Source organism: Curtobacterium sp. 8I-2, from assembly GCF_902506155.1.
Taxonomy (GTDB): Bacteria; Actinomycetota; Actinomycetes; order Actinomycetales; family Microbacteriaceae; genus Curtobacterium; species Curtobacterium poinsettiae.
The window spans coordinates 553,722-580,455 of record NZ_LR732827.1 but is presented as its reverse complement, the minus strand read 5'-3'; the positions used below and the strand labels follow the sequence as shown (position 1 = coordinate 580,455).

25 protein-coding genes and 1 tRNA gene are annotated in these 26,734 nt (G+C 71.2%); 17 read left to right on the top strand and 9 right to left on the bottom strand.

The genetic code is table 11. The features are described 5' to 3' along the window. From mtrB to secA, 5 genes are all read left to right on the top strand, one after another. Entirely contained in the window at positions 1–1,707 is a 1,707-nt protein-coding gene (gene mtrB, locus BOSE127_RS06455) for an MtrAB system histidine kinase MtrB (RefSeq protein WP_017888814.1), read from the top strand. After that, positions 1,707–3,389 carry a GerMN domain-containing protein gene (locus BOSE127_RS06450; RefSeq protein ID WP_159556644.1) on the top strand — a complete coding sequence of 561 codons (1,683 nt, stop codon included), beginning with the start codon at positions 1,707–1,709 and terminating at the stop codon, positions 3,387–3,389. The genes mtrB and BOSE127_RS06450 overlap by 1 nt, the downstream gene beginning before the upstream one ends. A 97-nt stretch (positions 3,390–3,486) precedes the next feature. Continuing rightward, the gene (locus BOSE127_RS06445) at positions 3,487–4,149 is read left to right on the top strand and encodes a ComF family protein (protein WP_159556642.1); all 663 of its coding nucleotides are present in this window, start codon (positions 3,487–3,489) and stop codon (positions 4,147–4,149) included. A 159-nt stretch (positions 4,150–4,308) separates the two neighbouring features. After that, positions 4,309–5,025, top strand: a complete 717-nt coding sequence (gene hpf, locus BOSE127_RS06440; protein WP_159556640.1) for a ribosome hibernation-promoting factor, HPF/YfiA family — start codon at positions 4,309–4,311, stop codon at positions 5,023–5,025. A 171-nt stretch (positions 5,026–5,196) separates the two neighbouring features. Next, complete coding sequence (gene secA / locus BOSE127_RS06435) at positions 5,197–7,977, top strand: preprotein translocase subunit SecA (RefSeq protein ID WP_056070934.1); 2,781 nt, start codon at positions 5,197–5,199, stop codon at positions 7,975–7,977. Between the two features lie 89 nt (positions 7,978–8,066). On the opposite strand, the gene BOSE127_RS06430 is transcribed toward secA, so the two are convergent. After that, on the bottom strand, positions 8,067–8,507 hold the full coding sequence (locus BOSE127_RS06430; RefSeq protein WP_017888819.1) for an Rv3235 family protein: 441 nt from the start codon (positions 8,505–8,507) through the stop codon (positions 8,067–8,069). Positions 8,508–8,625: 118 nt separating this feature from the next. Here BOSE127_RS06430 and BOSE127_RS06425 point away from each other — a divergent pair, with 118 nt between their 5' ends. Next, positions 8,626–10,128 carry a sensor histidine kinase gene (locus BOSE127_RS06425; RefSeq protein ID WP_042538784.1) on the top strand — a complete coding sequence of 501 codons (1,503 nt, stop codon included), beginning with the start codon at positions 8,626–8,628 and terminating at the stop codon, positions 10,126–10,128. 173 nt (positions 10,129–10,301) lie between these two features. On the opposite strand, the gene BOSE127_RS06420 is transcribed toward BOSE127_RS06425, so the two are convergent. Further along, complete coding sequence (locus BOSE127_RS06420; protein ID WP_017888820.1) at positions 10,302–10,550, bottom strand: WhiB family transcriptional regulator; 249 nt, start codon at positions 10,548–10,550, stop codon at positions 10,302–10,304. Positions 10,551–10,811: 261 nt separating this feature from the next. Here BOSE127_RS06420 and BOSE127_RS06415 point away from each other — a divergent pair, with 261 nt between their 5' ends. Then, on the top strand, positions 10,812–11,243 hold the full coding sequence (locus BOSE127_RS06415; RefSeq protein WP_159556638.1) for a hypothetical protein: 432 nt from the start codon (positions 10,812–10,814) through the stop codon (positions 11,241–11,243). A 79-nt stretch (positions 11,244–11,322) separates the two neighbouring features. On the opposite strand, the gene bcp is transcribed toward BOSE127_RS06415, so the two are convergent. Continuing rightward, positions 11,323–11,793, bottom strand: a complete 471-nt coding sequence (gene bcp, locus BOSE127_RS06410; RefSeq protein ID WP_017888822.1) for a thioredoxin-dependent thiol peroxidase — start codon at positions 11,791–11,793, stop codon at positions 11,323–11,325. Between the two features lie 95 nt (positions 11,794–11,888). Here bcp and BOSE127_RS06405 point away from each other — a divergent pair. Beyond that, a tRNA-Lys gene (locus BOSE127_RS06405) sits at positions 11,889–11,961 on the top strand. 138 nt (positions 11,962–12,099) lie between these two features. Here the strand turns inward: BOSE127_RS06405 and BOSE127_RS06400 are convergent. After that, positions 12,100–12,750 (bottom strand): YigZ family protein, encoded by a 651-nt coding sequence (locus tag BOSE127_RS06400; protein WP_056071084.1) that lies wholly within the window; start codon positions 12,748–12,750, stop codon positions 12,100–12,102. Between the two features lie 100 nt (positions 12,751–12,850). On the opposite strand from BOSE127_RS06400, the gene BOSE127_RS06395 reads away from it, so the two are divergent. The 7 genes from BOSE127_RS06395 to BOSE127_RS06365 all read left to right on the top strand — a co-directional run bounded on the left by BOSE127_RS06395 (position 12,851) and on the right by BOSE127_RS06365 (position 17,979). Further along, entirely contained in the window at positions 12,851–13,291 is a 441-nt protein-coding gene (locus BOSE127_RS06395; RefSeq protein WP_017888824.1) for a hypothetical protein, read from the top strand. Then, positions 13,288–13,749 carry an ImmA/IrrE family metallo-endopeptidase gene (locus BOSE127_RS06390; protein WP_159556636.1) on the top strand — a complete coding sequence of 154 codons (462 nt, stop codon included), beginning with the start codon at positions 13,288–13,290 and terminating at the stop codon, positions 13,747–13,749. The genes BOSE127_RS06395 and BOSE127_RS06390 overlap by 4 nt, the downstream gene beginning before the upstream one ends. Continuing rightward, complete coding sequence (locus tag BOSE127_RS06385) at positions 13,746–14,672, top strand: hypothetical protein (RefSeq protein ID WP_159556634.1); 927 nt, start codon at positions 13,746–13,748, stop codon at positions 14,670–14,672. Before BOSE127_RS06390 ends, BOSE127_RS06385 begins: the two co-directional genes overlap by 4 nt. A 157-nt stretch (positions 14,673–14,829) precedes the next feature. After that, positions 14,830–15,042, top strand: a complete 213-nt coding sequence (locus BOSE127_RS06380) for an SCO4848 family membrane protein (RefSeq protein WP_017888827.1) — start codon at positions 14,830–14,832, stop codon at positions 15,040–15,042. A 149-nt stretch (positions 15,043–15,191) separates the two neighbouring features. Beyond that, complete coding sequence (locus BOSE127_RS06375) at positions 15,192–15,869, top strand: response regulator transcription factor (protein ID WP_017888828.1); 678 nt, start codon at positions 15,192–15,194, stop codon at positions 15,867–15,869. Then, a complete protein-coding gene (locus BOSE127_RS06370) occupies positions 15,862–17,271 on the top strand; it encodes a sensor histidine kinase (protein WP_159556632.1) in 1,410 nt (469 codons plus the stop codon). Before BOSE127_RS06375 ends, BOSE127_RS06370 begins: the two co-directional genes overlap by 8 nt. Before the next feature lie 48 nt (positions 17,272–17,319). Continuing rightward, positions 17,320–17,979, top strand: a complete 660-nt coding sequence (locus BOSE127_RS06365) for a PepSY domain-containing protein (RefSeq protein ID WP_159556630.1) — start codon at positions 17,320–17,322, stop codon at positions 17,977–17,979. A 10-nt stretch (positions 17,980–17,989) separates the two neighbouring features. On the opposite strand, the gene BOSE127_RS06360 is transcribed toward BOSE127_RS06365, so the two are convergent. Together BOSE127_RS06360 and BOSE127_RS06355 are read right to left on the bottom strand one after the other, a co-directional pair. Continuing rightward, on the bottom strand, positions 17,990–18,289 hold the full coding sequence (locus tag BOSE127_RS06360) for a hypothetical protein (RefSeq protein WP_042538775.1): 300 nt from the start codon (positions 18,287–18,289) through the stop codon (positions 17,990–17,992). A 79-nt stretch (positions 18,290–18,368) separates the two neighbouring features. After that, positions 18,369–19,913: an amino acid permease gene (locus BOSE127_RS06355; RefSeq protein WP_017888832.1), complete on the bottom strand. Its 1,545-nt coding sequence runs from the start codon at positions 19,911–19,913 to the stop codon at positions 18,369–18,371. 138 nt (positions 19,914–20,051) lie between these two features. Between BOSE127_RS06355 and BOSE127_RS06350 the strand changes: the two genes are divergently transcribed. Then, positions 20,052–21,215: a mechanosensitive ion channel family protein gene (locus BOSE127_RS06350; protein WP_017888833.1), complete on the top strand. Its 1,164-nt coding sequence runs from the start codon at positions 20,052–20,054 to the stop codon at positions 21,213–21,215. A gap of 182 nt (positions 21,216–21,397) precedes the next feature. Here the strand turns inward: BOSE127_RS06350 and BOSE127_RS06345 are convergent, their stop codons facing one another. Then, complete coding sequence (locus tag BOSE127_RS06345) at positions 21,398–21,586, bottom strand: hypothetical protein (RefSeq protein ID WP_042538771.1); 189 nt, start codon at positions 21,584–21,586, stop codon at positions 21,398–21,400. A 93-nt stretch (positions 21,587–21,679) separates the two neighbouring features. On the opposite strand from BOSE127_RS06345, the gene BOSE127_RS06340 reads away from it, so the two are divergent. Continuing rightward, a complete protein-coding gene (locus tag BOSE127_RS06340) occupies positions 21,680–22,831 on the top strand; it encodes an SLC13 family permease (RefSeq protein WP_056070958.1) in 1,152 nt (383 codons plus the stop codon). A gap of 18 nt (positions 22,832–22,849) precedes the next feature. On the opposite strand, the gene BOSE127_RS06335 is transcribed toward BOSE127_RS06340, so the two are convergent. Beyond that, complete coding sequence (locus BOSE127_RS06335; protein WP_159556628.1) at positions 22,850–23,821, bottom strand: magnesium transporter CorA family protein; 972 nt, start codon at positions 23,819–23,821, stop codon at positions 22,850–22,852. Between the two features lie 114 nt (positions 23,822–23,935). Next, entirely contained in the window at positions 23,936–26,710 is a 2,775-nt protein-coding gene (locus BOSE127_RS06330; RefSeq protein ID WP_159556626.1) for a hypothetical protein, read from the bottom strand. Positions 26,711–26,734: the final 24 nt, after the last annotated feature.

Sequence of the window (26,734 nt, the reverse complement as noted above, 5' to 3'; positions counted from 1 at the left end):
GTGCCGCCCTCGACGCGCCCGTCGGGCCCGGCCCGCGGTGTCAGCGGCGCCACGGTCTCGATCGGTGTCGTCGACCGTGGCCGTCGCCGGATGCGGCGCTGGCTCCGACGGGGCTGGCGCCCGATCGCGTACCTGTGGCGGCGCTCGCTCATGTTCCGCTCGGTCGCCATCACCGTGATGACGACGGGGCTCGCGGTGGGGATCATCGGCACCGCGGTCATGGTGAGCATCTCGACGAACGTCTACTCGCAGCGCCGTGACCAGATCGAGTCGGAGTCGGCCCGGGCCACCATCGTCGCCCAGGGGATCTTCGACGCGGCGACCGCGGCCGAGGACAACAACCAGTCCGAGCTCGAGACCCTGCAGAACGAGGCGCAGCAGGCGATCCTGTCGAACACGACGAGCCCCGGCGGGACGAGCATCGCGATCGAGCGGAGCCCGGGCCAGTCCACCCCGCAGACGCTGCAGACCATCGCCAGCCAGGACTTCCCGGACGCGGTGATCACCGACGACCTGCGGAAGGAAGTGGGGCAGAACACCGGTCGACTCAGCCTGCAGCCCGTCCAGCTCGACGACGACGGACGCCGGGTGCCGGGGCTCGCCGTCGGGTCAACCCTGCAGATCCCGAGCGCCGGGCAGTACGAGCTCTACCTGGTCTACGACCTCTCGGACGCGCAGCAGACCCTGGACTTCGTGTCCCAGACGCTGTCCATCGGCGGTGTGGCGCTCATGGTGCTCATCGCCCTGGTCACCTCGCTCGTCGTCCGGCTCGTCGTCGTGCCGATCCGCGGTGCCGCCGAGACGAGCCGGAAGATCGCCGCTGGTCGCCTCGACGAACGCATCCCGGTGCGCGGCCAGGACGACCTGGCGACCCTGGCGCGGAGCTTCAACGGGATGGCCGAGGCGGTCAGCCGCCAGATCACCCAGCTCGCCGAGCTCTCGCGCGTGCAGCAGCGCTTCGTCTCCGACGTCTCGCACGAACTCCGCACCCCGCTCACCACGATCCGGCTCGCCGGCGACATGCTCTACGACTCCCGGCACGCGTTCGAACCGTCGGTCGGTCGGTCCGCCGAGCTCCTGCACGCCCAGGTGGAGCGCTTCGAACTGCTCCTCGCCGACCTGCTCGAGATCTCCCGCTACGACGCCCAGGCGGTCCAGCTCGACACCGCGCCCGTCGTGCCGGCGTCCATCGCCGCGGACATCGTCGACGAGTTCCGTCCGCTGGCCGAACGCGCCGGCATCGACCTGCAGCTCGCCACGCCCGGCGGCCACACGACCATGCGGCTCGACGCCAAGCGCGTCCGCCGGATCCTCCGCAACCTGGTCGGCAACGCGATCGAGCACGGCGACGCCAAGCCCGTGCAGGTCGTCGTCGACAGCGATGCGCGCACCGTCGCCATCGCCGTCCGTGACCAGGGGGTCGGCATGCCGCCGGAGGACGCCGGACGGGTGTTCGACCGTTTCTGGCGCGCCGACCCGAGCCGCAAGCGCACCATCGGCGGCACCGGGCTCGGTCTCGCGATCAGCCTCGGCGACGCCAAGCTCCACGGTGGCCGCATCGACGTGTGGTCCCGGCCGGGCGAAGGGTCGACGTTCGTGCTGACCCTGCCCCGCAACGAACAGGGGACGACCGCCACCTCGGCCATCCCGCTGCCCGAACTCGACGAGTCGTACGACGGCCCCCGCGCCGTGCGAGAGGAGTCCTGATGCGCCACCGGATCCGCCACGTCCTCGCCGTCGTGCTCGCCGCGGTCAGCCTCTTCGCGGTCACCGCCTGCGCAGCGATCCCCACCGACGGCGCCGTGCGCACCGGGCAGACCATCAAGGACGAGTCGCTCTCGGGCGTCGACTTCCGGCCGGACAAGCCGATCACCGGATCCGACCAGACGGCCATCCTCCGCGGGTTCATCGCCGCGGCCACCGGCGCCCAGGACAACTACGCGATCGCCCGGCAGTTCCTGGCGGACGACTTCGCCCAGCGGTGGAACCCGCGGCAGGGCGTCACGATCCGCGACGGCAGCGGCACCGTCGAGCGCGCCGACGACCGTGAGCTCACGTACACGATGACGGCCAGCGCCACCGTGGACGCCGAGGGGGAGTACACCCAGGCCGTCCGCCCCACCTCGTCGACGCTGACGTTCCAGTTCGTCCGCGAGGACGGCGAGTGGCGCATCGCCTACGCCCCGGACGGCATCATCCTGTCGCCGGTCAGCTTCGAGTCGGTGTTCCAGCCGCACGCGCTGTACTTCTACGACCCCACCTACCGCTTCCTCGTGCCCGACCAGCGCTGGTTCCTCGCCCGGTCCTCCACCAGCACCCGCATCGCCAGCGCCCTGCTCGCCGGCCCCGCCGACTGGCTGAAGGGGGCCGTCGTCTCGTCGTTCCCGGAGGGCACCCAACTGTCCCTCAACGCCGTGACGATCGACAGCGGCACGGCCCTCGTCGACCTGTCGAGGGACGCCCTGGGCGCGAGCACCATCGACAAGGTCCGGATGCGCGAACAGCTCAGCAAGTCCCTCGCCTCGGTCGCCACCATCTCGTCGGTGTCGATGACGATCGAGGGCGCGACGCTGTCGGTGCCGGACTCCGGGGGAGCGGACGCCCAGCAGAACCCCGACGTCGACCCCAGACCGCTGGTCGAACACGACGGCGTCGTCGGCTACGCAGCCTCGGGCACCGGCAAGGTCGCCGAACTCGGCAGCGGCGTCGGTGCGGCGATCGCCGGCCTCGACCCGACCTCGATCGCCCTGTCGGCATCCGGCACCACCGCGGCCGTCGGCAACCGGGACGGCGCCGTCGTCGTGCGCGGCAAGGACCGCCTGCGCGTCGACGCACGCGAGGACCTCGTCGCCCCCGCCGTCGACGACCTCGGCTTCGTGTGGGTCGGAGAACAGTCCGACACCCGCCGCATCACCGCGTACGGCCTCGGCGGCGACCCGCACGAGGTCCGCACCACCCTGCCGCGCGGCGACCTCGTGTCGTTCCAGGTGTCCCGCGACTCCACCAGGGCGCTCGCGCTCATCGAGACCGCCGACGGGCCCGGCCTGTACGTGATGGCGATCATCCGCGGGTCCGACCGGTCACCCAGCTCGTTCGGCGCTCCCGTCCGGGTGCAGGCCGCCAGCGGCACCGCTGTGGACGCCACGTGGGTGAACGACACCGACGTCGCCTCGGTCGGACAGACCACCAGCGGCCCCAACATCGTGCGCACGACCATCGGCGGCAAGTCGAGCACCCTGCCGAAGCCCGACGGCCGTGCGACCGCGATCAGCGGGGGCAGCGGCGGGGCGCTGCTGCTCCGGATGTCGAGCGGTGACGTCCTGCAGTCCACCGGTGGTGGCTGGGACACGACGGGCGTCACCGCCGACGTGCTCGGCGTCCAGCGCTGACGGCACCCTCCTCCACACCGCACCCGGCCTGGAGGCCCGTCCACAGCCCGGCACACCGGCCCACCGCCGTCGTCCGGTCACCGCCACGATCGTGGTCGTGCCCCCTGCCGACGCCCCCACCCCGTGGCGTGACGCCCTGCTCGCCGTGCTCGGACTGTTCCTCCCCGTCGCCTGCCTGGGCTGCGGCCGCCCGGACCGCGCACTCTGCCCGCCGTGCCGCGCGGCGCTCGACGCACGCCTCGGGCGCGTCCGGCTCGTCGCCGGCGTCCGGCTCGACGCCGCCTTCGAGTACGAGGGGCTGGTCCGCACCCTGGTCCTCGAGCTGAAGCTGCGCGGCCGGGTCGACGTCGCCCGTCCGCTCGGTGGCCGGTTCGGTGCACTCGTCCGGACGGCGCTCGCCGCGGCACCGGACGGCACCGTGGTGCTCCGCGTCCCGCCGTCCCGTGCGGGTGCCCGGCGCCGCGGGTTCGACCCGGTGGTGCTCCTGCTCGCCCGCGGCGGTGTCCGGCGGACGGGGCGGCTCGTCCGGACCCGGGCCGGACGCCGGGGTGCGGGGCCCGGGCAGAAGGAACGATCGGCGGTGGAGCGGGTCGCCGCCACCGTCGGCACCCTGCGCGCGGTCGGGGTCGCCGGCCGCCACGTGGTGCTCGTCGACGACGTCGTCACGACCGGCGTGACGATGGCCGAGGGTGTCCGCGCCGTGCGGTCGGCGGGTGGTCGGGTGGTGCGCTGCGTCGCCCTGGCGAGCGTCGACGACTGACGGCTCCGTGAACACCCGGTGTCCACTGTGCGTCCGGTGAGTGTCCGACAGACTCGCCGACGCCCCGTGACGCCGAGGGTGCGCCGGGTCTAGCCTCGCGGCAAGGCGTTCGGGTCGCCGGACGGAGGCGACGCGCCGACACTGGATGGGAGCCGCCACATGGACGTGACGATCACGGGCCGGAACGTCGGGGTCACCGACCGTTTCCGCACCTACGTCGAGCAGAAGTCCGAGAAGATCGACGTGCTCGCCGACCGCGCCCTCGCCTTCGAGGTGCGCATCAGCCGCCACCACGAGAAGTCGAGCGGCAGCCAGGGCGAGGACCGCGTGGAGCTCACGCTGATCGGGCCGGGGCCGCTCGTGCGGGCCGAGTCCGCGGCGTCGGACAAGTACGCCGCCTTCGACCTCGCCTTCGCACGGATCATGGAGCGCCTCCGTCGGGCGCGTGACCGCCGCAAGGTGCACCACGGCCGCCACCGTCCCACCTCGGTCGCCGAGGCCGCCGGCAGTGCGTTCGACGGCATGGGTGTCGTCCCCGCCGACGGCAAGCTCATCGAGGAGGTCGCGACCGGTGCGGTCCCGGTCGTCGACCAGGACACCGCCGAGGACGAGAACGAGGTGTACAGCCCGGTCGTCATCCGGCACAAGGTGTTCGAGGCCGCCCCGATGACGGTCGACGACGCCCTGTACCACATGGAACTCGTCGGGCACGACTTCTACCTGTTCCTCGACGCGGAGACCCGTCGTCCGAGCGTCGTCTACCGACGCAAGGGCTGGGACTACGGCGTGATCGGGATCGACGAGGTGCCCGCCGGCAATGCGCAGGCCTCGGCCACGGCGGACTCCGACGCGGAGCGCGCAGCGGCGATCGCCTGACGTCCTCGCGGAGCCTCCGGTTCCGCTCCGTGTGCGCGGTCCGTTCGCGGGCCGCGCACACCCGTGTCCGCGACAGCCGCGGCGCTCACAGCGCCGAGCGTTCGCGGGTTGCTAGCATGACTGGTCGATCGGGCGTGCAGGTCGCGCGCGACGACCCCGTAAGGAGTTCACGTGGCAAACGTGCTGGAGAAGGTCCTCCGCATCGGCGAAGGACGAACCCTCCGTCGGCTGAAGGCGTACGCCTCGGCCATCAACGACCTCGAGGACGACTTCTCGAGCCTCACCGACGAGGAACTCCACGACGAGACCAAGGAGCTGCGCGAGCGGTACGCCAACGGCGAGACCCTCGACGACCTCCTGCCCGAGGCGTTCGCCGCCGTGCGTGAAGCCGCGAAGCGCACCCTGGGCATGCGGCACTTCGACGTGCAGCTCATGGGTGGCGCGGCCCTGCACCTCGGCAACATCGCCGAGATGAAGACCGGTGAGGGCAAGACCCTCGTCGCGACGACCGCCGCGTACCTCAACGCGATCCCGTCGCGCGGCGTGCACGTCATCACGGTCAACGACTACCTGGCCTCGTACCAGTCCGAGATCATGGGCCGCGTCTTCCGCGCGCTCGGCATGACCACCGGCTGCATCATCGCGAACCAGAGCCCGCCGGAGCGTCGCGAGCAGTACGCCGCCGACATCACCTACGGCACGAACAACGAGTTCGGCTTCGACTACCTGCGCGACAACATGGCGTGGCAGGCCTCCGACATGGTGCAGCGCGGCCACTTCTTCGCCGTCGTGGACGAGGTCGACTCGATCCTCATCGACGAGGCCCGGACGCCGCTCATCATCTCCGGTCCGTCGTCGGGCGAGGCCAACCGGTGGTTCACCGAGTTCGCCTCGATCGCCACGCGCCTGACCCCGGGCGAGGACTACGAGGTCGACGAGAAGAAGCGCACCGTCGGCGTCCTCGAGCCCGGCATCGAGAAGGTCGAGGACTACCTCGGCATCGACAACCTGTACGAGTCGGCGAACACCCCGCTCATCTCGTTCCTGAACAACTCCATCAAGGCCGTCGCCCTGTTCAAGAAGGACAAGGACTACGTCGTGATGAACGGCGAGGTGCTCATCGTCGACGAGCACACCGGCCGCATCCTGATGGGCCGCCGCTACAACGAGGGCATCCACCAGGCGATCGAGGCCAAGGAAGGCGTCGAGGTCAAGGCCGAGAACCAGACCCTCGCCACCGTCACGCTGCAGAACTACTTCCGCCTGTACCAGAAGCTCTCCGGCATGACCGGTACCGCCGAGACCGAGGCGGCCGAGTTCATGTCGACCTACAAGCTCGGCGTCGTCGCCATCCCGACGAACAAGCCGATGCAGCGCATCGACCAGACGGACCTCGTCTACAAGAACGAGAAGTCGAAGTTCGAGCAGGTCGCCGAGGACATCGCGGAGCGTCACGAGAAGGGCCAGCCCGTCCTCGTCGGTACCACGAGCGTCGAGAAGTCCGAGTACCTGTCGAAGCTCCTCGCCAAGCAGGGTGTGAAGCACGAGGTCCTCAACGCGAAGAACCACGCCCGTGAAGCCGCGATCGTCGCCCAGGCCGGTCGCTTCGGCGCTGTGACCGTCGCGACGAACATGGCCGGTCGTGGTACCGACATCATGCTCGGTGGCAACGCGGAGTTCCTCGCCGTGCAGGAGATGCACGCGAAGGGCCTGTCGCCGACCGAGACCCCCGACGAGTACGAAGCCGCGTGGGACGACGTGTTCGCCCGCGTCAAGGCCGAGGTCGAGGAAGAGGGCGACAAGGTCCGCGCAGTCGGCGGCCTGTACGTGCTCGGCACCGAGCGCCACGAGTCGCGACGCATCGACAACCAGCTGCGTGGTCGTTCCGGCCGCCAGGGTGACCCGGGCGAGAGCCGCTTCTACCTGTCGCTGACCGACGACCTGATGCGCCTGTTCAACTCCGGTGCCGCCGAGAGCCTGATGGGCCGCTCGAACGTCCCGGACGACCTGGCGATCGAGAACAAGCTCGTCGGCCGCGCGATCCGGTCCGCCCAGTCTCAGGTCGAGGGCCGCAACGCCGAGATCCGCAAGAACGTCCTGAAGTACGACGACGTCCTGAACCGTCAGCGTGAGGCGATCTACAGCGACCGCCGCCACATCCTCGAGGGCGACGACCTGCACGACCGCGCGCAGGCCTTCCTCAAGGCGGTCATCGACGACGTCATCGACACCCACACGGGCGAAGGCTCCCCGGACGACTGGGACCTCGACGCCATGTGGACCGAGCTCGGCACCCTCTACCCGATCTCGATCTCCATCGACGAGGTCATCACCGAGGCCGGCTCGAAGGGCAAGGCGTCGCGAGACTTCCTGGCCCGCGAGATCCTCTCCGACGCCAAGCTGGCCTACCAGCAGCGTGAGGAACTCCTCGGCGACGAGGCGATGCGCGAGCTCGAGCGTCGTGTGGTGCTCTCGGTGATCGACCGCCGCTGGCGCGACCACCTGTACGAGATGGACTACCTGAAGGACGGCATCGGCCTCCGCGCGATGGCGCAGCGTGACCCGCTGGTCGAGTACCAGCGCGAGGGCTACGCACTGTTCCAGACGATGATGGGGCAGATCCGCGAAGAGTCCGTCGGCTACCTGTTCAACCTCGAGGTCCAGGTGCAGTCCGACGGCGAGAACGCGGTCATCGAGGCCAAGGGGCTCGGCGAGGACGAGGTCTCCGGCCTCGAGTACTCGGCACCGTCCATCGACGGCGAGGTCGAGGTCCGCGACGAGAAGGGGCGCCTCGAGCAGGCCGCCACCGCTCGTGCGCAGCGCGCCCAGGCCGAGGCTGAAGCGGCTGCCGAGCCGGAGCAGGGCTCCGCGTTCGGCAACGCGGCCACGGCCTCCGGACAGGCTGCGGCGAGCAACCGCGCCGAGCGTCGACAGGCCACCAAGAAGAACTAGCGTCCCGCGCGCGAGCGATGCGTGCCGCCTGCCGGATCGGAGGCCCGTGGCGGCGCCGCCACGGGCCTCCAGGTCGGCAGCGGGCACACCTACAGGACGCCGATGGCGGTCGCCTGCCACCGACCGTGCCGCGTCTCGAGGCGCATCGCGACCGCTCGCGCGTGGCTGCGCGTGTGCACGATGACCGTCGCCTCTGCGACGCCGTCCGCGGGGCGGCAGACCAGGACGCTGCCGACCCGGAGCACCGGGCGCCCTCGAGCCCGCTGGCCGGATCCCCGGGCGTGCGCCGCCACCGCGGCCCGCTGCTGCAGGTGGCGCTGCACGTCGTCGCTGATCCACCGGGCGATGCTGTCGACCTCGCGTGCCCCGGTGAGCACCTCGGCGACGCAGAGCCCGAGCGCCCGAGCGGTCGACTCGGGCTCCGGGGGACCTGACGCCGCGGCTGGTTCCGGTGCCGGTTCCACGATCCGCAGGGGCGGTGGGTGCACCGCCGTCGTCTCGTGATCGATGCGGCGTGCCTGCTCTGCCACCCCTGCCCCTTCCGTCGTTGGAGCGAGCGTATGGGGCGTACGACATACGAAATACAACGCTGTCTACCCTGTGGAGAGGGCGACGTTCTCCACAAGGCGGCGGACCTAGACTGGCTGGGTGTCGACCCTCAGTGACCTCGTCCTCGCGCAAGGCCGTTCCTCGGAAGCAGACGTGGAGTGGCTCCACCTGCTCGTGGGGGACTGGCAGCTCCTCGCCGACCTGTCCTTCGCCGACATGGTGCTCTGGGTCCCGACCGCCGAGGACGGCTCGTTCGTGGCCGTCGCGCACGCCCGCCCGAGCTCCGCGGCGACGCTGTTCTACCGGGACATCGTCGGGCAGGAGATCCGCGAGGAGTGGCGCGGCCAGGTGACCGAGAGCTTCGCTGGTTCCCGCGTCGTCGACTCCGCCGAGCCGGACTGGTACGAGGACACCCCGACCCGCGTCCGCGCGATCCCGGTGCTCCGCCGCCTGAGCCCGAAGAGCGCCGAGACCACCGAACGGCCGATCGCCGTCGTGACCCGGCACTCCAACCAGGACGAGATGCGGACCCCGAGCCGCCAGGAGCTCAACTTCACCGCGAGCGCGAACGACCTGTTCGGCATGATCGCGACCGGTGACTTCCCCGACCTCGGCGCACCGGCGGGCCCCCGCCGTGGGGCGCCCCGCGCCAGCGACGGCCTGCTGCGCCTGGACACCGCCGGCACCGTGACGTTCGCGAGCCCGAACGGCCTGAGCGCCTTCAACCGGATGGGCTTCGAGGGGGAACTCGAGCGGAAGTCCCTCGCCGAGGTCACCACCGAGCTCATCGGCGCCCAGCTCGACGTCGACGAGTCCCTGCCGCTCGTGGTCACCGGCCGGGCGCCGTGGCGGGCCGACATCGAGTCGAAGGGCGTCACGGTGTCGCTCCGCTCGATCCCGCTCCGCGACCACGGTGAGCGCATCGGCGCCATCGTGCTCTGCCGCGACGTGTCCGAGCTGCGGCACCAGGAGCGCGAGCTCATCACCAAGGACGCCACGATCCGCGAGATCCACCACCGCGTGAAGAACAACCTGCAGACCGTCGCCTCCCTGCTGCGGATCCAGGCACGACGCACACACTCGGACGAAGCGCGGACCTCGCTGCAGAACGCCATGCGCCGTGTCGCCGCCATCGCCGTCGTGCACGACACGCTGTCGAGCGGCCTCAGCCAGACGGTGGACTTCGACGAGGTGTTCGACTCGGTCCTCAAGTTGGTCACCGAGGTCGCCGCGTCGCACAACACGACCGTGCACCCGAAGAAGACCGGTGAGTTCGGGGTGCTGCCCTCCGAGGCCGCGACGCCGCTCGCCCTCGGCCTCACCGAACTCGTGACGAACGCCGTCGAGCACGGGCTGGACGGCCGCGACGGTGAGGTCGAGATCGTCGCCCGCCGTTTCGACGACCACCTGGAGATCGAGGTCCGCGACAACGGCGTCGGGCTCCCCGAGGGCAAGGTCGGGTCGGGCCTCGGGACGCAGATCGTCCGCACGCTCATCCAGGGCGAGCTCGGCGGCACCATCGACTGGCACACGCTGACGGGCAGCGGCACCGAGGTGACGATCAGCATCCCGTTCCGCTGGCTGACCGCCCCCGCCGCCTAGTCCGAGCGCCGCACAACACCGGTGTTCACCGGTCGAACACCCATGTCCCGGTGTTCGATGCGTGAACACCGGTGTTGTGCATGACGACCCTCGCGCATGCCGATCCCCGCGCGCACGACGACGCCCGCCGTCCCCGAAGGGACGACGGGCGTCGTGGTGTCAGACGACCGGGGTCAGGACGCGCGGCGGGCGCGAGCGGCGCGACGCTTCAGCGCACGACGCTCGTCCTCGCTGAGACCACCCCAGACACCCGAGTCCTGGTTGTTCTCGAGTGCGTACTGCAGGCACATCTCGGTGACCGTGCAACGCGCACAGACCGACTTGGCCTTCTCGATCTGGTCGACGGCGGGCCCGGTGTTCCCGACGGGGAAGAAGAGCTCGGGGTCTGCGGTGAGGCAGGCAGCCTTGTCACGCCAGTCCATGTGTGGTGCTCCTTGATGTCGATGCTCGAACGGCAGGCCGGGGCCGTGGTTCGGGGGATCGGACCGCTGACCATGCATGAGGCATGGAGGGGACAACTGTGGGGAGGAGTCCGCATGAAGCGAATCTGACGCCCGCGAGACGCTCGGGGGAGGAGCGATGAACCACGGGAGACGCACACCACATCGTGCCGTCCAAACGACCTCCAATATCGTTCCATACTGGTAGGGCCAAATCAAGGGTTCCGATGCTGGAGGATCACTGTGCACGACGACACCCCGAACGACACCGAACCCTCCGCCCCCATCGCGCGCCGGTCGCCAGCGATGCTGGGGTTGCTCGTCGTGGTCGGCCTCGAGTTCCTCGCACTGGTGGTCGTGACCGTCGTGCTGATCGTCGAACTGCTCGTCGCGCCGGCCACGAGCATCGCGTCGGGCATCGCCCTCACCGTCCTCGTCGCCATCGCTGCGCTCTGGCTCGGTGCGCTGCTGAACGGCCTGTGGCACGGCCGGTCGTGGGTGCGCTCGGGCATCATCGTCTGGCAGGTCCTGCAGGGCGCCATCGCGATCGGAGCGTTCCAGGGCGTCTTCCGGGTCGCCGCGGTCGGCTGGGTGCTGCTCATCCCGGCCCTGCTCGGCATCACGCTGGTGCTGTCGCGGTCGGTGACGGCCGCGCTCGCGCGCCCGGTCGAGTAGACGGTCTGGTCCGCCACACACAGGAGGCCCGGTGCCGGTTCTCGGAACCGGCACCGGGCCTCCGGTGCGTGGCCGGCTCTCAGACCAGGCCGAGCTTCTTCCGCAGGCTCGCCACGTGCCCGGTGGCCTTGACGTTGTAGAGCGGCAGCTGCACGGCGCCGTCCTCGCCGACCACGATCGTGGAGCGGATCGTGCCGGTGACGATCTTGCCGTAGTTGTTCTTCTCGCCCCAGGCTGCGTACGCCTTGTGCACGGCGAGGTCGGGGTCGCTCAGCAGCGGGAAGGTCAGCGCCTGCTCGTGCTGGAACGTCTTGAGCTTCGCCTGGTCGTCCTTCGAGACGCCGAGCACCTCGTAGCCGGCGGCCTGCAGCGAGGACATGTTGTCGCGGAAGTCACAGGCCTCGGTGGTGCAGCCCGGGGTGGAGGCCGCCGGGTAGAAGTACACGATGACCTTCTTGCCGCGCAGGGCGGCCAGGGAGTGCTGGACGCCGTCCTGGTCGGGCAGCGTGAAGTCGGGGGCGGTGTCGCCGGGGACGAGACGGTCGGTCATGGTGCTCCTGTTCGCGTCGTGCGCCCGCGAGTGGTCGTGGGCGCGCGAAACCCATGCTATTGTTGATTCCCGTTGCGGCACGGAAGCCGGAACATGCACCTCTAGCTCAATTGGCAGAGCAACTGACTCTTAATCAGTGGGTTCTCGGTTCAAGTCCGAGGGGGTGCACCGCAGGACGAACGCCCCGGCTCATCGAGTCGGGGCGTTCGTGCGTTCCAGGGGTCTTCACGCTCCGGCACCTGGACACGCCCGAGGTGCGCCGGAGCGCAGAAGTCAGTCCGGACCGGGCTTCGGTCGGACCGGACGTCAGCCGGTGGGGACGTTAACGATCCGTTCCTCGCCGACGACGGGTTCGAGCGCGCCGGCCGACGCCGCGGCGAGGTCGGCGGTCAGCGCCCCGAGCGCGTCGTGGGGGACCCACACCTCGAAGGTCGCCGCCTGCCCGTACTCGGTCGGGCCGAGCGTCGCGTGGTGGTGCCGGACCCAGTCGCGCAGCACGTTGTCGAGCCGCCCGGCATCGGCGTGGTCGACGTCGAAGCGCACCTGCGTCAGGGCCTCGCGACGAACGGGCACGGCGGTGTCGAGCGCTTCGGAGACCGAGGTCGAGTAGGCCCGGACGAGCCCGCCCGCGCCGAGCTTCACCCCGCCGAAGTAGCGCGTGACGACCACGACGACGTCGGTCAGGTCGCGGCGGCGCAGGACCTCGAGCATCGGGACGCCGGCCGTGCCCGAGGGTTCCCCGTCGTCCGAGGAGCGGGCCTGGTCACCGAGCACGCCCGTGACCATCGCCGTGCAGTTGTGCCGGGCGTCCCAGTACCGTCGGCGGACCTCGGCGATCACGCGGTCGGCGTCCTCGACGCCGGACACGGGCGCCACGGTGGTGATGAAGCGCGACTTCGTGATGACGATCTCGTGCTCGACGCGTGCCGCGACGGTGGCGGGGAAGCGGCGGGGCATGCCCACGAGGGTAACGGCGCGGTGTCGGGTGTCCGCGCTAGCATGGCGTCCACGCGCCGGACCGACACCCCGCGCGGACACGGCTGGGGAGGAGTCCGAGATGGACACGGGTGATCTGAAGGGCGGGGCGCTCGACGCCGCCGAGCTCGCGCGCCGCCTCAACCTGCTCCTCGACTTCGAGGAGTCCCAGCGCGGTGCCCCCGTGCCGTTCGCCTCGATCGAAGAATACGTCGCGGCCCACGGCGGCTCCCTGTCCCGGGCCAAGTGGACCTACATGCTCTCCGGCGACGGCCGCCGCAACCGCGACACCGAGCTCCTGCGCCTGCTGGCCGGGTTCTTCGAGGTCGACGAACGCTTCCTGCTCGAGGACAGCGAGGTACCGGAACGCATCGGCGCCCAGCTCGCCCTCGTCCGGTCCCTGCGGTCCGCCCGCGTGAGCGGCTTCGCGGCGCGGACCTTCCCCGGCGAACTGTCGCCCGACGCGCTCCGACGCATCGCCGAGGTGCTCGAGGAGGAATCGCAGCGGGGGAGCGTCGCATGACCGACGCGCTCGTCGACGCGTTCTGGGCTCGTGGTGCGGCAGAGGGCTGGTCGGACGTCGACCAGGCCGTCGCTGCCGCGGCCGACGTCGTCGGCAAGCCGATCGTGGTGCGCGAGGAGTCGTTCCTGGCTGCCGAGCCCGTCTGCGGCTTCGTGGCCACGCTCGACCACGCGCACCTCGTGATGATCTCGCCGACCGCGTCGCCGACCTTCCGGTCGTTCGTCATCGGCCACGAGCTCGGCCACGTCCTGCACCGGCACCAGGAGCACGCCCCGCAGAGCGCCTACATCCGCGACGTCATCCCCGACCTGCCCGAGTACAAGGTCGAACGGGCGCTGGCCCGTGGGCTGTTCTCGAACACGTACGAGCACGAGGCCGAGGTCTTCGCCGACCGCCTGGCCACCGTGATCCGCCAGCACCGCGGCCGCCCGAGTGCCTTCCGCGGGGTCTTCGGGTGATCATCGCCGTCGTCCAGGCGGTGCTGCTCCTCGTCGGGACGATCGTGCTGCTGGTCCTGCAGCGCGGGCAGGACCGCACCCTCGCGTTCACGTTCCTGCTCTTCGCCGCCACCATCGTCACGAACGTCGACCCGCTGTACCGCTGGCTCGATCCGCGGCTCGGTGGGTTCAACGTCGTGACCGTGATCAGCGACTGCCTCATGGTGGCCGGCACGAGCACGCTGCTGTGGGGCGTGGCGAAGGCGGTCGGGGCGGCACGACCCTGGCTCCGGAACGCGGTCCTGGTGTCCTTCGTGGTGGTGATCGTGGTGGTCCTCGTCGCGTTCACCGTGCTCGACAAGCCCGCGACCACGACGACCTTCATGCTCGACGCCGGTTCGCACCCGGCGGCCACGGTCTACTCGATCGCGCAGACCGTCTACCTCGGTGTGGCACTCGGCGCGACGGGGTTCATCTGCGTGCTGCGCCTGCGTGAGGCCCGGACGACCACGGACCTGGTGGGGTTGTGGGTCCTGATCCTCGGCGGTGTCCTCGGGGTCGTCCGCATGGTCGTGGTCGTCGTGATGGACGTCGCCCACGTCGTCGGCGACCTGCAGGTCACGCACGCGCTCTCGCTGCCCTACGACGTCACCACGCCGGGAGCGGTGCTGTGCGTGGCGTCCGGGATGCTCCTGCTCGTGTTCGGGCACCGGATCTCGCGCCGAGGCCGTGCCCGCAGGGTGGACGCCGCGCTGCAGCGTCTGGCGCCCCTGCACGAGCGGCTCGGGGTGGACAACGCCTACCCGCCGACCGACGACCCCGCGACGCTCCTCAGCCGCCGCATCGTCGAGATCAACGACGGGGTCCGCGGTGCACGGGCGTCCCTGACCGAGTCGGAGCGTGCCGTCCTCGCCGATGCCGAGGCCGCCCTCGAGACCGCGTAGCCGTTCGGTGCTCGACGCTGTGGGGCATGCCGTGTACAGTCTGTAGCAAGTGCTACAGATCCTGTGGCCTCGCCGGGTCGGGACTCGGCCGCGTTGGGGGCGGCCGAGCACCACCTGCCCGGTCTCGTCCCGGTCGTGGGTTGTCTAGGATCGGACCGTGCTCGTCTTCGCCGCAGTCGTCCTGTTCCTCGGTGCCGTGTTCAACGTCATCACCTGGCCGCGCTTCTTCCAGCGCGTCGCGAAGGACACGCGTGCCCGTGACGCCGCCGGCAAGCCGACGACGTTCTACACGGTGCACCTCGTGCTCCTGCTCGTCGCGCTCGCCATCGCCGTCGCCTCCGTCATCGCGGGGATCCTGCTGCTGGTCTGAGCCCGCGCAGGCGGGCCGCGCGGCCCTGGTCCGGACCACCGCCGGACAGGAGGCGCGTGGCGGTGCCGCCACGGGCCTCCCGTCCGCCCCTGGCCACCATCGCGGCCCGCTTCAGCCCTGCTTCAGCGGGACACGGCAGGATCGGTGCCATGCGTGTGCTGGTGGTCGACGACGAGGTCCGGCTCGCCGACGGGGTGCGCCGCGGGCTCGAAGCCGAGGGGTGGGCGGTCGACGTCGCGAACGACGGCGTGGACGGCCTGTGGCACGCGCGGGAGTTCCGCTACGACGCGATCGTGCTCGACCTGATGATGCCCGGCCTGAGCGGCTGGGCCGTGTGCGCCCAGCTCCGTGCCGACGGTGACTGGACCCCCGTGCTGATGCTGACCGCGAAGGACGGCGAGTGGGACCAGGTCGAGGCACTCGACGCGGGGGCCGACGACTACGTCACGAAGCCGTTCTCGCACCCGGTGCTCGTCGCCCGGCTCCGGGCGCTCGTCCGCCGCGGCGCACGGGAGCGCCCCACGGTGCTGACGCTCGGCGACCTGGTGGTCGACCCCGCGGCGCGCACCGTGGCCCGGGGCGGGACCCAGGTCGAGCTGACGAGCCGCGAGTTCGCCGTGCTCGAGTACCTCGCACGGCACCCGGGGCAGGTGCGGTCGAAGCGGGACGTCATCGAGAACGTCTGGGACGTCGACTTCGAGGGGGACCCGAACATCGTCGAGGTGTACGTCGGGCACCTCCGCCGGAAGCTCGACCGGCCCTTCGGGCGTGCCGCGATCGAGACGGTCCGCGGCGCCGGGTACCGGTTGGCGGCCGACGGTGGCTGACGGGTCGAGCCCGGGCACGCGTCCCGGCGCGCCGACCCGACCACGGCGCTTCCGGTCGGTCCGCGCCCGGACCACCCTCGGCGCGGGGCTCGTCGTGCTCGCGGCCCTGGTCATCGGCGCGGTGGCGTTCGTCGTCGTGCTGCGGCTCGTGCTGCTCGACGGCGTGCGCACCTCGGCCGAGGCCGGGCTCGAGCAGGTGTCCTCCCGGGTCGAGGCGGACGGCGCGTCCGCGGTCACCGACTACGAGGACGTCCTGGTGCAGGTGATCGGCGACGGCGGAGCGGTCCTGGCGCACGGCGAGGACGCCGACGGCGACGCCCTGCCCACCGCCGACGAGTCCCGGTGGTCCCACGACGGTGAACGGTGGCTGCTCGTCGCGGACGACGTGGACCTGCCGGGCGGCGGCGAGGCGACGCTCGTCTACGGCGCCTCGCTCGACCAGGCCGACACCGCGGTCCGCACCGCCGTCGCGCTCCTCGCGGTCGGGGTGCCCGTGCTCGTGCTGCTGCTGGTGGCGGTCACCTGGGCCGTCACCGGGCGGTCGCTGCGGCCCGTGGAGCGGATGCGCACCGAGGTCGAGACGATCCGTGCCGCCCACCCGGACGCTCGGGTCGAGGTGCCGGACACCGGTGACGAGGTCGCGCGGCTCGCGACGACGATGAACGCGATGCTCGACCGCCTCGACCGGTCCGCGGAGAGCCAGCGGCGGTTCGTCTCCGACGCCTCCCACGAGCTCCGGTCACCGATCGCGTCGATCCGGCAGCACGCCGAGGTCGCCGTCGCCCACCCGGAACGCTCCGACGTGGCCGACCTCGCCGACGTCGTCAGGTCCGAGGCGGTGCGCCTGCAGGACCTCGTCGCCGGGCTCCTCGAGCTCTCCCGCCTCGACGAGGGCGGGATCCGGGCACGGCGCCCAGTCGACCTCGACGACCTCGCCCTCGACGCCGTGGCCCGCGCACGAGCACGGGCCACGACCGGGGCAGAGGCCGGGGCATGGTCCGGACCGGACGGCGCCGTGCGCGCGGTCCGGGTGGACGGTTCGGCGATCTCGGCGGCGCGGGTCCTCGGCGACGAGCGCGTGCTGGCCGGAGTGGTCCGGAACCTCGTCGACAACGCCGTCCGGCACGCGAGCACCCGCGTCGCAGTCTCGCTCACCGAGCACGACGGCTCGGCGGTGCTCACGGTGGACGACGACGGCGCCGGCGTGCCCGAGGGCGAGCGGGAACGCGTCTTCGAGCGGTTCGTCCGTCTCGACGAGGCCCGCAGCCGCGATGCCGGCGGCGCGGGCCTCGGGCTCGCCATCGTGCGGGATGCCGTCCGTGCGCACGGTGGCGACGCGACCGTCGTCGCGTCGCCGCTCGGCGGCGCCCGGTTCGTCGTCCGCATCGCACTCGGCGGCTGAACAGGTCGCTTCAGGCCTGCTTCAGCACCCCGACGAGATGCTCGTCACATGAACTTCCGCACCCAGCACCAGAAGCCCTCCGCCCGCCGCGTCGCCGCGTTCGCCGCCCTGCCGATCGTGGCGGCCCTCGCCCTCACCGGTTGCGCCAGCGACGACTCCGACGACGACACGGGCTCGGCCGGCTCCGGCTCGGTCGGCTCGTCGGCCACGGACTCCGCCGGCAGCGGCAGCGGCACCGGCTCGTCCTCGCCCGGCGCGGCGGCGGTCGGCTCGAACAAGGCCCTGCTCGCAGCGGTCGCCACCGCACGCGGCGAGGTCGGCTCGGGCACCGTCATCTCGGTCGAGCAGGAGCAGGACGCCTCCGCCTACGAGGTCCTCGTCGTGACGAAGGACGGCACCGAGCACGAGGTGCACACGAACGCCGACGGCACCTCGGTCGCCGGCGCCCCGCAGACCGAAGCCGGCGACGCGGACGACACGGCCGAGCACGAGCGCTTCGTCGCAGCCGCCAACCTGAGCGTCAAGCAGGCCGTCGACGCCTTCCAGGACCTGCACGCCGGGACCGTCACCGAGCTCGGGCTCGACGACCACGTCGGCACGGTGGTCTGGGAGGGCGACGTGCTCGACTCGTCCGGCACGAAGCACAGCGTGCGCATCGACGCCGGCTCCGGTGACGTCGTCACCGACCGCGTCGACACCGACGACTGACCCTGCGGCCTCAGGACTCCAGCGGGGGCCCGAGCACCTTCCGGATCGCCAGCGCAGCGAGCTGCTCGTCCGGGGTGTCGAGCAGCACCCGGTAGGTCTCCTGCTCCGCGACGAACTCGACGCAGACCGCGTCCTCGTCGCACGGCCCGAGGCGCCACCCCTGCACGGCGTCCATCGGCACCACCGTGCGTGCCTCGCGCTGGTAGTCGGTCTCGGCCTCGAGCCGGTCCGCGAACACCCGGAGGCGTCCGAACGCACCCCGCCAGCTGAGCTGCAGGTCGAGGGTGGGGGAAACAGAACGGTCCGGCACCCGCTGATGGTAGCGACGGGTGCCGGACCGTTCGTGATCGCGCGGTGCGGCCTTGCGTTCCGGGGACAACCGGGGCGTGCTAGACCCCGTCTCCGTTCCGGTCGTCGTCACGGCGGACCTGGGCAGCCGGGTTGCGGACGCCGATCGGGTACGGACCCGTGACGCCCTCGCGCAGGGCGGCGATGCGCAGGATGCGGTCGCGCTGCAGGAACCAGCCGACGATGAGCAGCGGGATGATGACCACGAGGGACGCGATCGTGTACGTGCCGACCGGGTAGTCGATCGCCATCAGGACGATGACCGAGGCGAGGAACGCCAGGGTCAGCCAGGCGGTGACCGGAGCGCCGGGCAGCTTGAACGAGGGTTCCTTCGCCAGACCCTGCTTGGCCCACTGGCGCAGCCGCATCTGGCACAGGATGATCGTGCCCCACGCGGTGATGATGCCGAGACTGGCGATGTTCAGCGCGATCTCGAACGCCTGCTTCGGGACGAAGTAGTTGAGCACGACACCCGCGACGGTGAAGGCCGCCGTGAGCAGGATGCCGGCGTACGGCACACCGCCCTTCGACATCTTCGTGGTCCACTTCGGCGCGGACCCGTTCATGCCCATCGAGTGCAGCGCCCGACCGGTCGAGTACAGGCCCGCGTTCAGCGACGACAACGCGGCGGTGAGCACGACGAAGTTCATGATGCCGCCGACGATCGCGCCGACGTGCGGGTTGCCGAGCGACGAGAAGAACGTCACGAACGGGCTCTCGCCGTCCTTGTACGAGGTGTACGGCAGCAGCAGGGAGAGCAGGACGATCGACCCGACGTAGAACACCGCGATGCGGAAGACGACGGAGTTGATCGCACGCGGGATGACCTTCTCGGCGTTCTGCGTCTCACCCGATGCCGTGCCGACGAGTTCGATCGCGGCGTAGGCGAAGACGACGCCCTGGATCACGATCACCGCGGGGAGCAGCCCCTTCGGGAACAGCCCGCCGTTGTCACCCCAGATCGTGAACCCGGTCCGGACGGCCTCGCCACCGGCCTCGACGGGGAACGCGAAGACGAGCCAGACGATCGCGACGACCAGGAACGCCACCAGCGCGGCCACCTTGATCAGGGCGAACCAGAACTCGAGCTCGCCGAACACCTTCACGGCGACCATGTTCGCCGCGAGGACGACGATCAGGGCGATCAGTGCGAGCAGCCACTGCGGCGCCGCGGTGAAGGCGGACCAGTACTGCAGGTAGATCGCGACGGCGGTGGTGTCGACGATGGAGGTCATCGCCCAGTTCAGGAAGTACATCCAGCCGGCCGCGTACGCGAACTTCTCGCCGTAGAACTCTCGGGCGTACGAGATGAAGGACCCCGAGGACGGCCGGTGCAGCACGAGCTCGCCGAGTGCACGCAGGATGAAGAAGGCGAAGACGCCGGCGACCAGGTACGTCAGCGCGAGCGCGGGGCCCGCGGTGTGCAGTCGTGCGCCGGCACCCAGGAAGAGCCCGGTTCCGATCGCGCCGCCGATCGCGATCATCTGCAGCTGCCGGGGCTTCAGACCGTGCTGGTAGCCCTCCTGCTCGTGCGAGAAGTCGTTCGCCGGCGCTCGGTTCACACCCGTGTCGTTCTGCGCTGTCATGCGCGACAACCTACATGCGCTCCGGACCGGGCCGTCACGCAAACCCCCGTTCCGACGAACGGAAGCTGCTGAACGTCCGCACAGCCGACGGCCGCCCGAACCTGAACGACGGCCGTCGTCCGTTGCTTGCATGGAGGAATGGACATCCTCCTCCGACTGCTCGTCGCGACCGGGTTCGCCCTGCTCGTCACCGCCGTCGTCGCCCTCGTCCTGCACCTGGTCCTGCGGGCGGTCGCGCGCCGGGAACGCTGGGCCGGCGTGCTCTCTCGCCGGACGAAGCACCCGTTCCGGACCGTGCTGCTGGTGGTGCTGCTCTGGATCGCGTTCACCTCGAGCATCCCGCGGAACGCCGACGCCTACCCGTGGCGGGACGAGGTCGTGCACGGCTTCCTCATCGTCACGATCGCGGTCGGCTGCTGGCTCGCGTGCCACGTCGCGATCTTCCTCGAGGACCTCGGGCTGCACCGCTTCCGCATCGACGTGCCCGACAACCGGCAGGCGCGCCGCATCCGCACCCAGGTGCTCATCATCCGGCGGCTCACCGTCGCCCTGCTCGTCATCATCGCCGTCGGGGCGATCCTGCTCACCTTCGACGGGGTCGAGGCCGCCGGTGCGAGCGTGCTCGCCAGCGCCGGCCTCATCTCCGTCGTCGCGGGCCTCGCCGCGCAGTCCACGCTCGGCAACGTCTTCGCCGGCATGCAGCTCGCCTTCTCCGGGTCGATCCGGGTGGACGACGTCGTCGTGGTCGAGCAGCAGTGGGGCCGGATCGAGGAGATCACGCTGACCTACGTCGTCGTGCACCTGTGGGACGACCGGCGGTTCGTGCTGCCGTCGACGTACTTCACGAGCACCCCGTTCGAGAACTGGACGCGGACCGGCAGCGAGCTCCTCGGCGCCGTCGAGTTCGACCTCGACTGGCGGGTGAGCCCGGCCGACATGCGCGCCGAGCTCGACCGGATCCTCGAGACGTCGACGATCTGGGACCGCCGGGTCAAGGTGCTCCAGGTCACCGACGCCGTCGGGGGACTGGTCCGCGTCCGCATCCTCGTGACGGCGCCGGACGCCGGCGGCCTGTTCGACCTGCGCTGCTACGTCCGCGAGGAGATGGTCGAGTGGATCCAGCGCACCCACCCCGACGCCCTGCCGGTGCAGCGGGTACAGCTCACCGAGCCGACGGCGCCCCGCCGACGTGGAAGCGGTCGCGCGACCGAGGGCGACTCGCAGCTGTTCGGCGACGACGAGCGCGGAGCGCTCTTCACCGGACCGATCCAGACCTCCGGCATCCCGGATTCCGAGCGCTGACCCGGTTGCGGCACCGGTTGCCGCGGACGGCACGGAAGACGGACGGGAGGCCCGGTGCCAGCTGGCACGCCTCCCTCGCAGGCTCGGTCGGCGCGCCCCGCGCAACGCTTCGCGTCGCCGATGAGCGGGGCGCCCGTCCGTCCGCCAGCGGGCCGCGACCGCGGCCCCTTCGGCCTTCCGACCTACTGGCGGGCCTTGACGGCGCGGTCGTCCTCGACGACCGTGCCGATTGCCACGATCGTGGTGGCGATCCACGCGACCCAGGTCAGCGCGAGCCGCCAGTCACGCGGTCCTTGTCGGGTGGTCTGCAGCACGCTGTAGCCGCTGATGAGCGAACTCCACACCGCACCGTTGAACATGAACTTGCGCACAGAGGCCTCCTGTCGTCGTGCTGACAACGCTACCGGCCCGTACATTGGAGCGCCGCCGGTCACCCGGCCGCGGCACCGGGTGAAGGAGCGTTCGTGCGTCAAGCGGTCATCGGAGCGGCCCTGCTCGTGGTCGGCGCGGTCTGCGTCGTGTTCGGGTTGCTGCCCCTCGACGACCTCGCCGTGCTCGCGGACCGGGTCCTGCCGGTCCTCGGGTTCGTGCTCGGGCTGACGATCGTCGCCGAGCTCGCTGCGGACGCCGGGGTCTTCGACCGCCTCGCCGACGTCGCCGCCCGGGTCGGTGGCGGGCGCACCATCGGCCTCTGGGGCGCGGTCGTCGTGCTCGCCGTCCTCTGCACCGTCTTCCTGTCGATCGACACCACCGCGGTGCTCCTCACCCCCATCGTGATCTCGCTCGCACGGCGCGTGGGTCTGCCCCCGATGCCGTTCGCGCTGACCACGGTCTGGCTCGCGAACACCGCGTCGCTGCTGCTGCCGGTGTCCAACCTGACCAACCTGCTCGCCGTCGACCGGATGGGGCTCGACGGCCCGCTGGCGTTCGCCGGGCTGATGGCCTGGCCCGCGGTCGCCGGTGTGGTCGTGCCGTGCGTCGTCCTGCTGGTGGTGTTCCGGGGCAAGCTCTTCGGCCGCTACACACCGGTGTCCGTCCGCAAGCCGAGCGACCCGGTGTCCTTCTGGGCTGCCTCCGCCGTGCTCGTCGCGCTCGTCGTCGCCCTGACCGCCGGGGTGACCGTGTGGATCGCCGCGGTCCTGGCCGCCGTGGTGCTCGTCGTGGTCGCGGCGTTCCGGTCGCCGTCCGAGCTCCGGGTGTCCCGCGTGCCGTGGTCCACCCTGGTGTTCGCCGCCGGGCTCTTCGTGGTGGTCGAGGCGCTGCACACGACCGGCATCACCGACCCGATCGTGCACGCGCTGCAGGGTGGAACCGGAACGGGGCCGCTGCTGCTGCTCGGTGGTGCCGGCGCGGTGGCGGCCAACGGCATCGACAACCTGCCGGCGTACCTGGTGCTCGAACCAGCTGCCGGGCACGAGGCCCTGCGGTACGCGGCACTGCTGATCGGTGTGAACGCCGGTTGCCTCATCACGCCGTGGGCCTCGCTCGCGACGCTGCTGTGGCACGCACGGCTGTCGGCCGAGGGTGTGCACCTGTCGTGGGGCCGGTACATGGCGCTCGGGTGCATCGTGGCGCCGCTCACCGTCGTCGCCGGGGTCCTGGCGCTCGCCCTCTGACGCGGGCGGGGCCGTCGCTCAGAGCCAGTCGCGGGTCTTGAAGACGCGGTAGAGCACGAGCGACGACGCGGTGATGATCGCGAGCGACGCCCAGAGTCCGCTCCAGGCGCCCTCGCCCGGGAACGTGACGTTCTGCCCGAAGAAGCTCGTCACCCCGGTCGGGATCGCGATGATCGCCGCCCAGCTCGTGACCTTCTTCATCACGGTGTTCTGCCGGTTCGATGCCAGGTTCAGGGTCGTCTCCAGCACGCTCGACACGGCGTCGCGGAGCTGTTCGACCGAGTCGGCGATCGAGACGAGGTGGTCCTCGACGTCGCGGAAGTAGGGCCGGATGCCGTTCGAGATCGTCTCCGCGTCGCCGTGCAGCAACGACGCGACGCTGTCCCGCGTCGGCACGACCAGCCGCCGGAGTACCCCGAGGGTCTTGCGGAGCCGGAACGACCGTCGCTGGACCTGCTGCTCACGGGGATCGCCCGGCTCGAACAGGTCGTCCTCGAGCGCGTCGATCTGCCGCTCCAGGTCCTCGACGGTGTCGGTGGCCCGGTCGACGACGGCGTCCAGCAGCGCCCACACCAGCCACGGCACCCCGTGTCCGGCCATGTCGGCGTTCGCGCTCAGACGGTGTTCCATCCGGGCGGTGTCGACGTCGGACCCGTGGATCGTGACGAGGGCGCGTTCCGTCACGAACGCCTTGACCTCGTGCGTGATCAGGTCACCGGCGTCGTCCGTGCCGCCCACGTCGTAGACGACCAGGAACAGGCTGTCCCGGTACCGGTCGAGTTTCGGGCGTTGGCCGTGCTCGACGGCGTCCTCGACGGCGAGGGCGTGGATCCCGAGTTCTTCCTCGATCTGCTCGAGGTCGGCCGACGTCGGGTCGGTGTGGTCGATCCACACGAAGGTGTCCGGGTCGGCGACGAGGTCGGAGATCCGGTCGACGGGGAAGTCCCGCTCGACCGTGTCGCCCTTGCACCACGCCCGTGTCCTGACCATGTCCGTCAGCCTACTGAGACGGCCGACCCGCGAGGATCGCGGGTCGGCCGTCGTGGTGCCGGGGAGTCGGTGCAGCGACTCCCGTTCAGCCTGCGCCGATCAGTCGGCTCCTGCTCAGTACGCGGAGACGAGCTTGCCGTCCTCGACCTTCAGGTACTCGCTCACGCTGAACGAGTCCTCGCCGCGCTTCTTGTCACCGAGGTAGGACTTGTAGTCGTAGGAGACGCTCCCGTCCTTCGTGCTCGTCACCATCACGGTGCCGGAGCGTGACGCTTCGACCTCCAGCTCGGGCATCGACGTGACGTCGTACCGCACGCCGCCGTCGGCGTCGTACGGTCCGTACCAGGGGCAGCCGCTCAGGGCGCGGAGCTCGGTCTTCTCGGCGCAGTCGTCGATCAGGTCGGACACGTACTGCTCGGCGTCCTGCTCGAGGGCCTTGGTGGCCTTCGGCGCGAAGTCGACGTAGCCGGACGAGACCGCCCCGACGCTCACCTTCTCGGTGCCGCCGGTGAAGTACTTCGACCCGCCGACCGAGACCTCGTAGCTGCCGGGGTAGGCGAGGGACGTGAACTTGCCGTCGCTGATCTTCCCGATCTCCTTGCCGCCGACGGTCACCGGTGCACCCTCGAGCACTTCGGACGCCGTCAGGGTCACCTGCTGGGCGAGCGGCTGCGTGACACGCCACTCGTCCTTCACCAGGAACGAGGTGCCGGTTCGGCGCAAGGTCACCTGACCGGAGCGGTTCTTGCCGTCCTGCGTGTAGCTCAGGGTGGCGATCGCCGAGTCCCCGGTCTGGGCGACCCGCCCGACGTGGATGTCGGACGGACGGTCCTTCGCGCTCCGCAGCACCTTCGTGTCGAGCATCGCGGCGTCGTCCGGCACGTCGCTCAGGTCGGCGGCGGTGTCGGCGTCACCTCTGGCGATGGCCTGCACGTACGACTTGACCGTCGGGGCCGGGCCCCACACGTTGGCGCGGAGGACGCTCGTCGTGACCGCACCGGCGACGACGACCACGATCACGGCACCGCCGGCGATGAGCGAACGGACCAGGATCTTCTTGGCCCGCGGGGACATCGGGGCGGGGGCCGGGGCGCCGCCGCCGATGAACGGCTGCGACCCGTACGCCGGCTGGCCGCCGGACTGCGGCTGCGCACCGTAGGGCGGCAGGTTGCCCGCGCCGTAGGGCGGCTGCGACCCGGACGCGGACTGCGGGGCGGACCCGGACGGCGGGTACGGCGCCTGCTGGTCGGCGGCCGGGGGAGTGGTCCACGCGGCGGCAGCCGGATCGCCGGCAGCCGCCGGAGCACCCGATGCACCGGGAGCATCCGGCACACCGGGCGCGGCAGGCGCACCGGGAACGGTCTGGTCGGCGGGAGCCGCCGGGGCAGGGGGCATGCCCGTGTCGGCGGGGGCTGCGGCCGGGAACGCCTGTGGCACCACGGGGCGGGGGTCCGCCCCGACCACACGCGACGTGCGGAGCACCACGGCACCGCCGAGACGGGGCAGGAGCACCGGAGCCAGGTACCGGGCGACGACCTCGATCGCGCCACCCCACAGGGCGAAGACGATCGGCGTCCAGGGCGCGATGCCGATCGACCCGGACCCGTCCACCGAACTCGTGCTGCTCACCTGGTACGAGACGACCCCGGTGCCGAGGACGAAGAACAGCAGGCCGAGGGCGAACCACACGAGCGGCGTGACGACCCAGTCCAGCGTCGAGCGCATCCGGTCGTTGCGGCGGACGGCGAGTGCGAGCCCGGCCACGATCGAGGTGACGACGACGAACAGCACGACGAGCCAGGTCCAGCCACCCGCTCCGCCGAACACCGAGGCGGTGTCGCTGGCTGACCCGAAGCCGGACGTGCCCACACCACCGAAGAACCCGAGCGCCGTGAGCCCGATCGCGACGTTGCCGAGCAACAGCGGCAGTGCGGAGCCGTAGGAGGGCTGGGCGATGAGCGCGACGACGATGACGACGACGGCGACCAGCACGACGAGGACCGTCAGCTGCGACGCGGCGACGCGGAGCGTGCCGAGCAGACGGGCGGCGAAGACGCTGCGACCGGCGAGCACGGAGGGCCGAGCGAGGAGCGCCGCCAGGGCACCGATGACGAACGCCCCGAGGATGCTGCCGACACCGACGGCGTGCACCGGCTCGATGACCGCACCGGACACCGACGGGAACCGGATCGCGAACAGTGCGGCCGCGACGTTCGTGAGCACCGTGGTCACCAGACCGGAGACCACCGCGGTGACGAGCACCTGGGAGCGACCGAGTGCACGGCTGCGGATCCGCCGGGTGAGCACGACGGCCAGCACGACCTGCGCGGCGAGCACCAGCGCCGGCACCACGGCGAGCGAGCCCGATCCGGAACCGAGGAACCCGATCGACCCGGACAGGTGCAGCCGGCCGAGGTCGGCGAGGGCGACGAGCTGCGCCGGCGCACCGAGCAGGACGCTCACGCCGGAGAGCAGGGACTCCACGTCGGGGGCCTGACCCGCGCCGAGGTCGGTGCCGGACCCGGTGGACGGAGCGGCCGAACCGCTGCCGCCGGACGCGAGCAGCCCGACGGTGATGAGCAGGGAGAGCCCCGCGACGACGTAGGCCGCGACCCAGCCGCCGACGGCGGCGAGGACGGCCGCCAGCCAGTCGCGACCGGACACGGACCGCAGGAAGCGACCGAACGCATCGGACGGCTGCGCGGCGGGGGCGGGCTGACCCGGCCACTGTTGCGGGCCTCCAGGCTGCTGTTGCTGCTGCCAGGCGGGCTGGCCGTTCCAAGCTGGCTGGCCGGGGCCGGGCTGGCCGTTCCAAGCCGGCTGGCCGGGGCCGGGCTGGCCGCCGGGCTGCGACGGCGGGACGGGCTGATTGGGCGGGTTCTCGCTCACGGCTGGGGGTCCTCTCCGACCGGG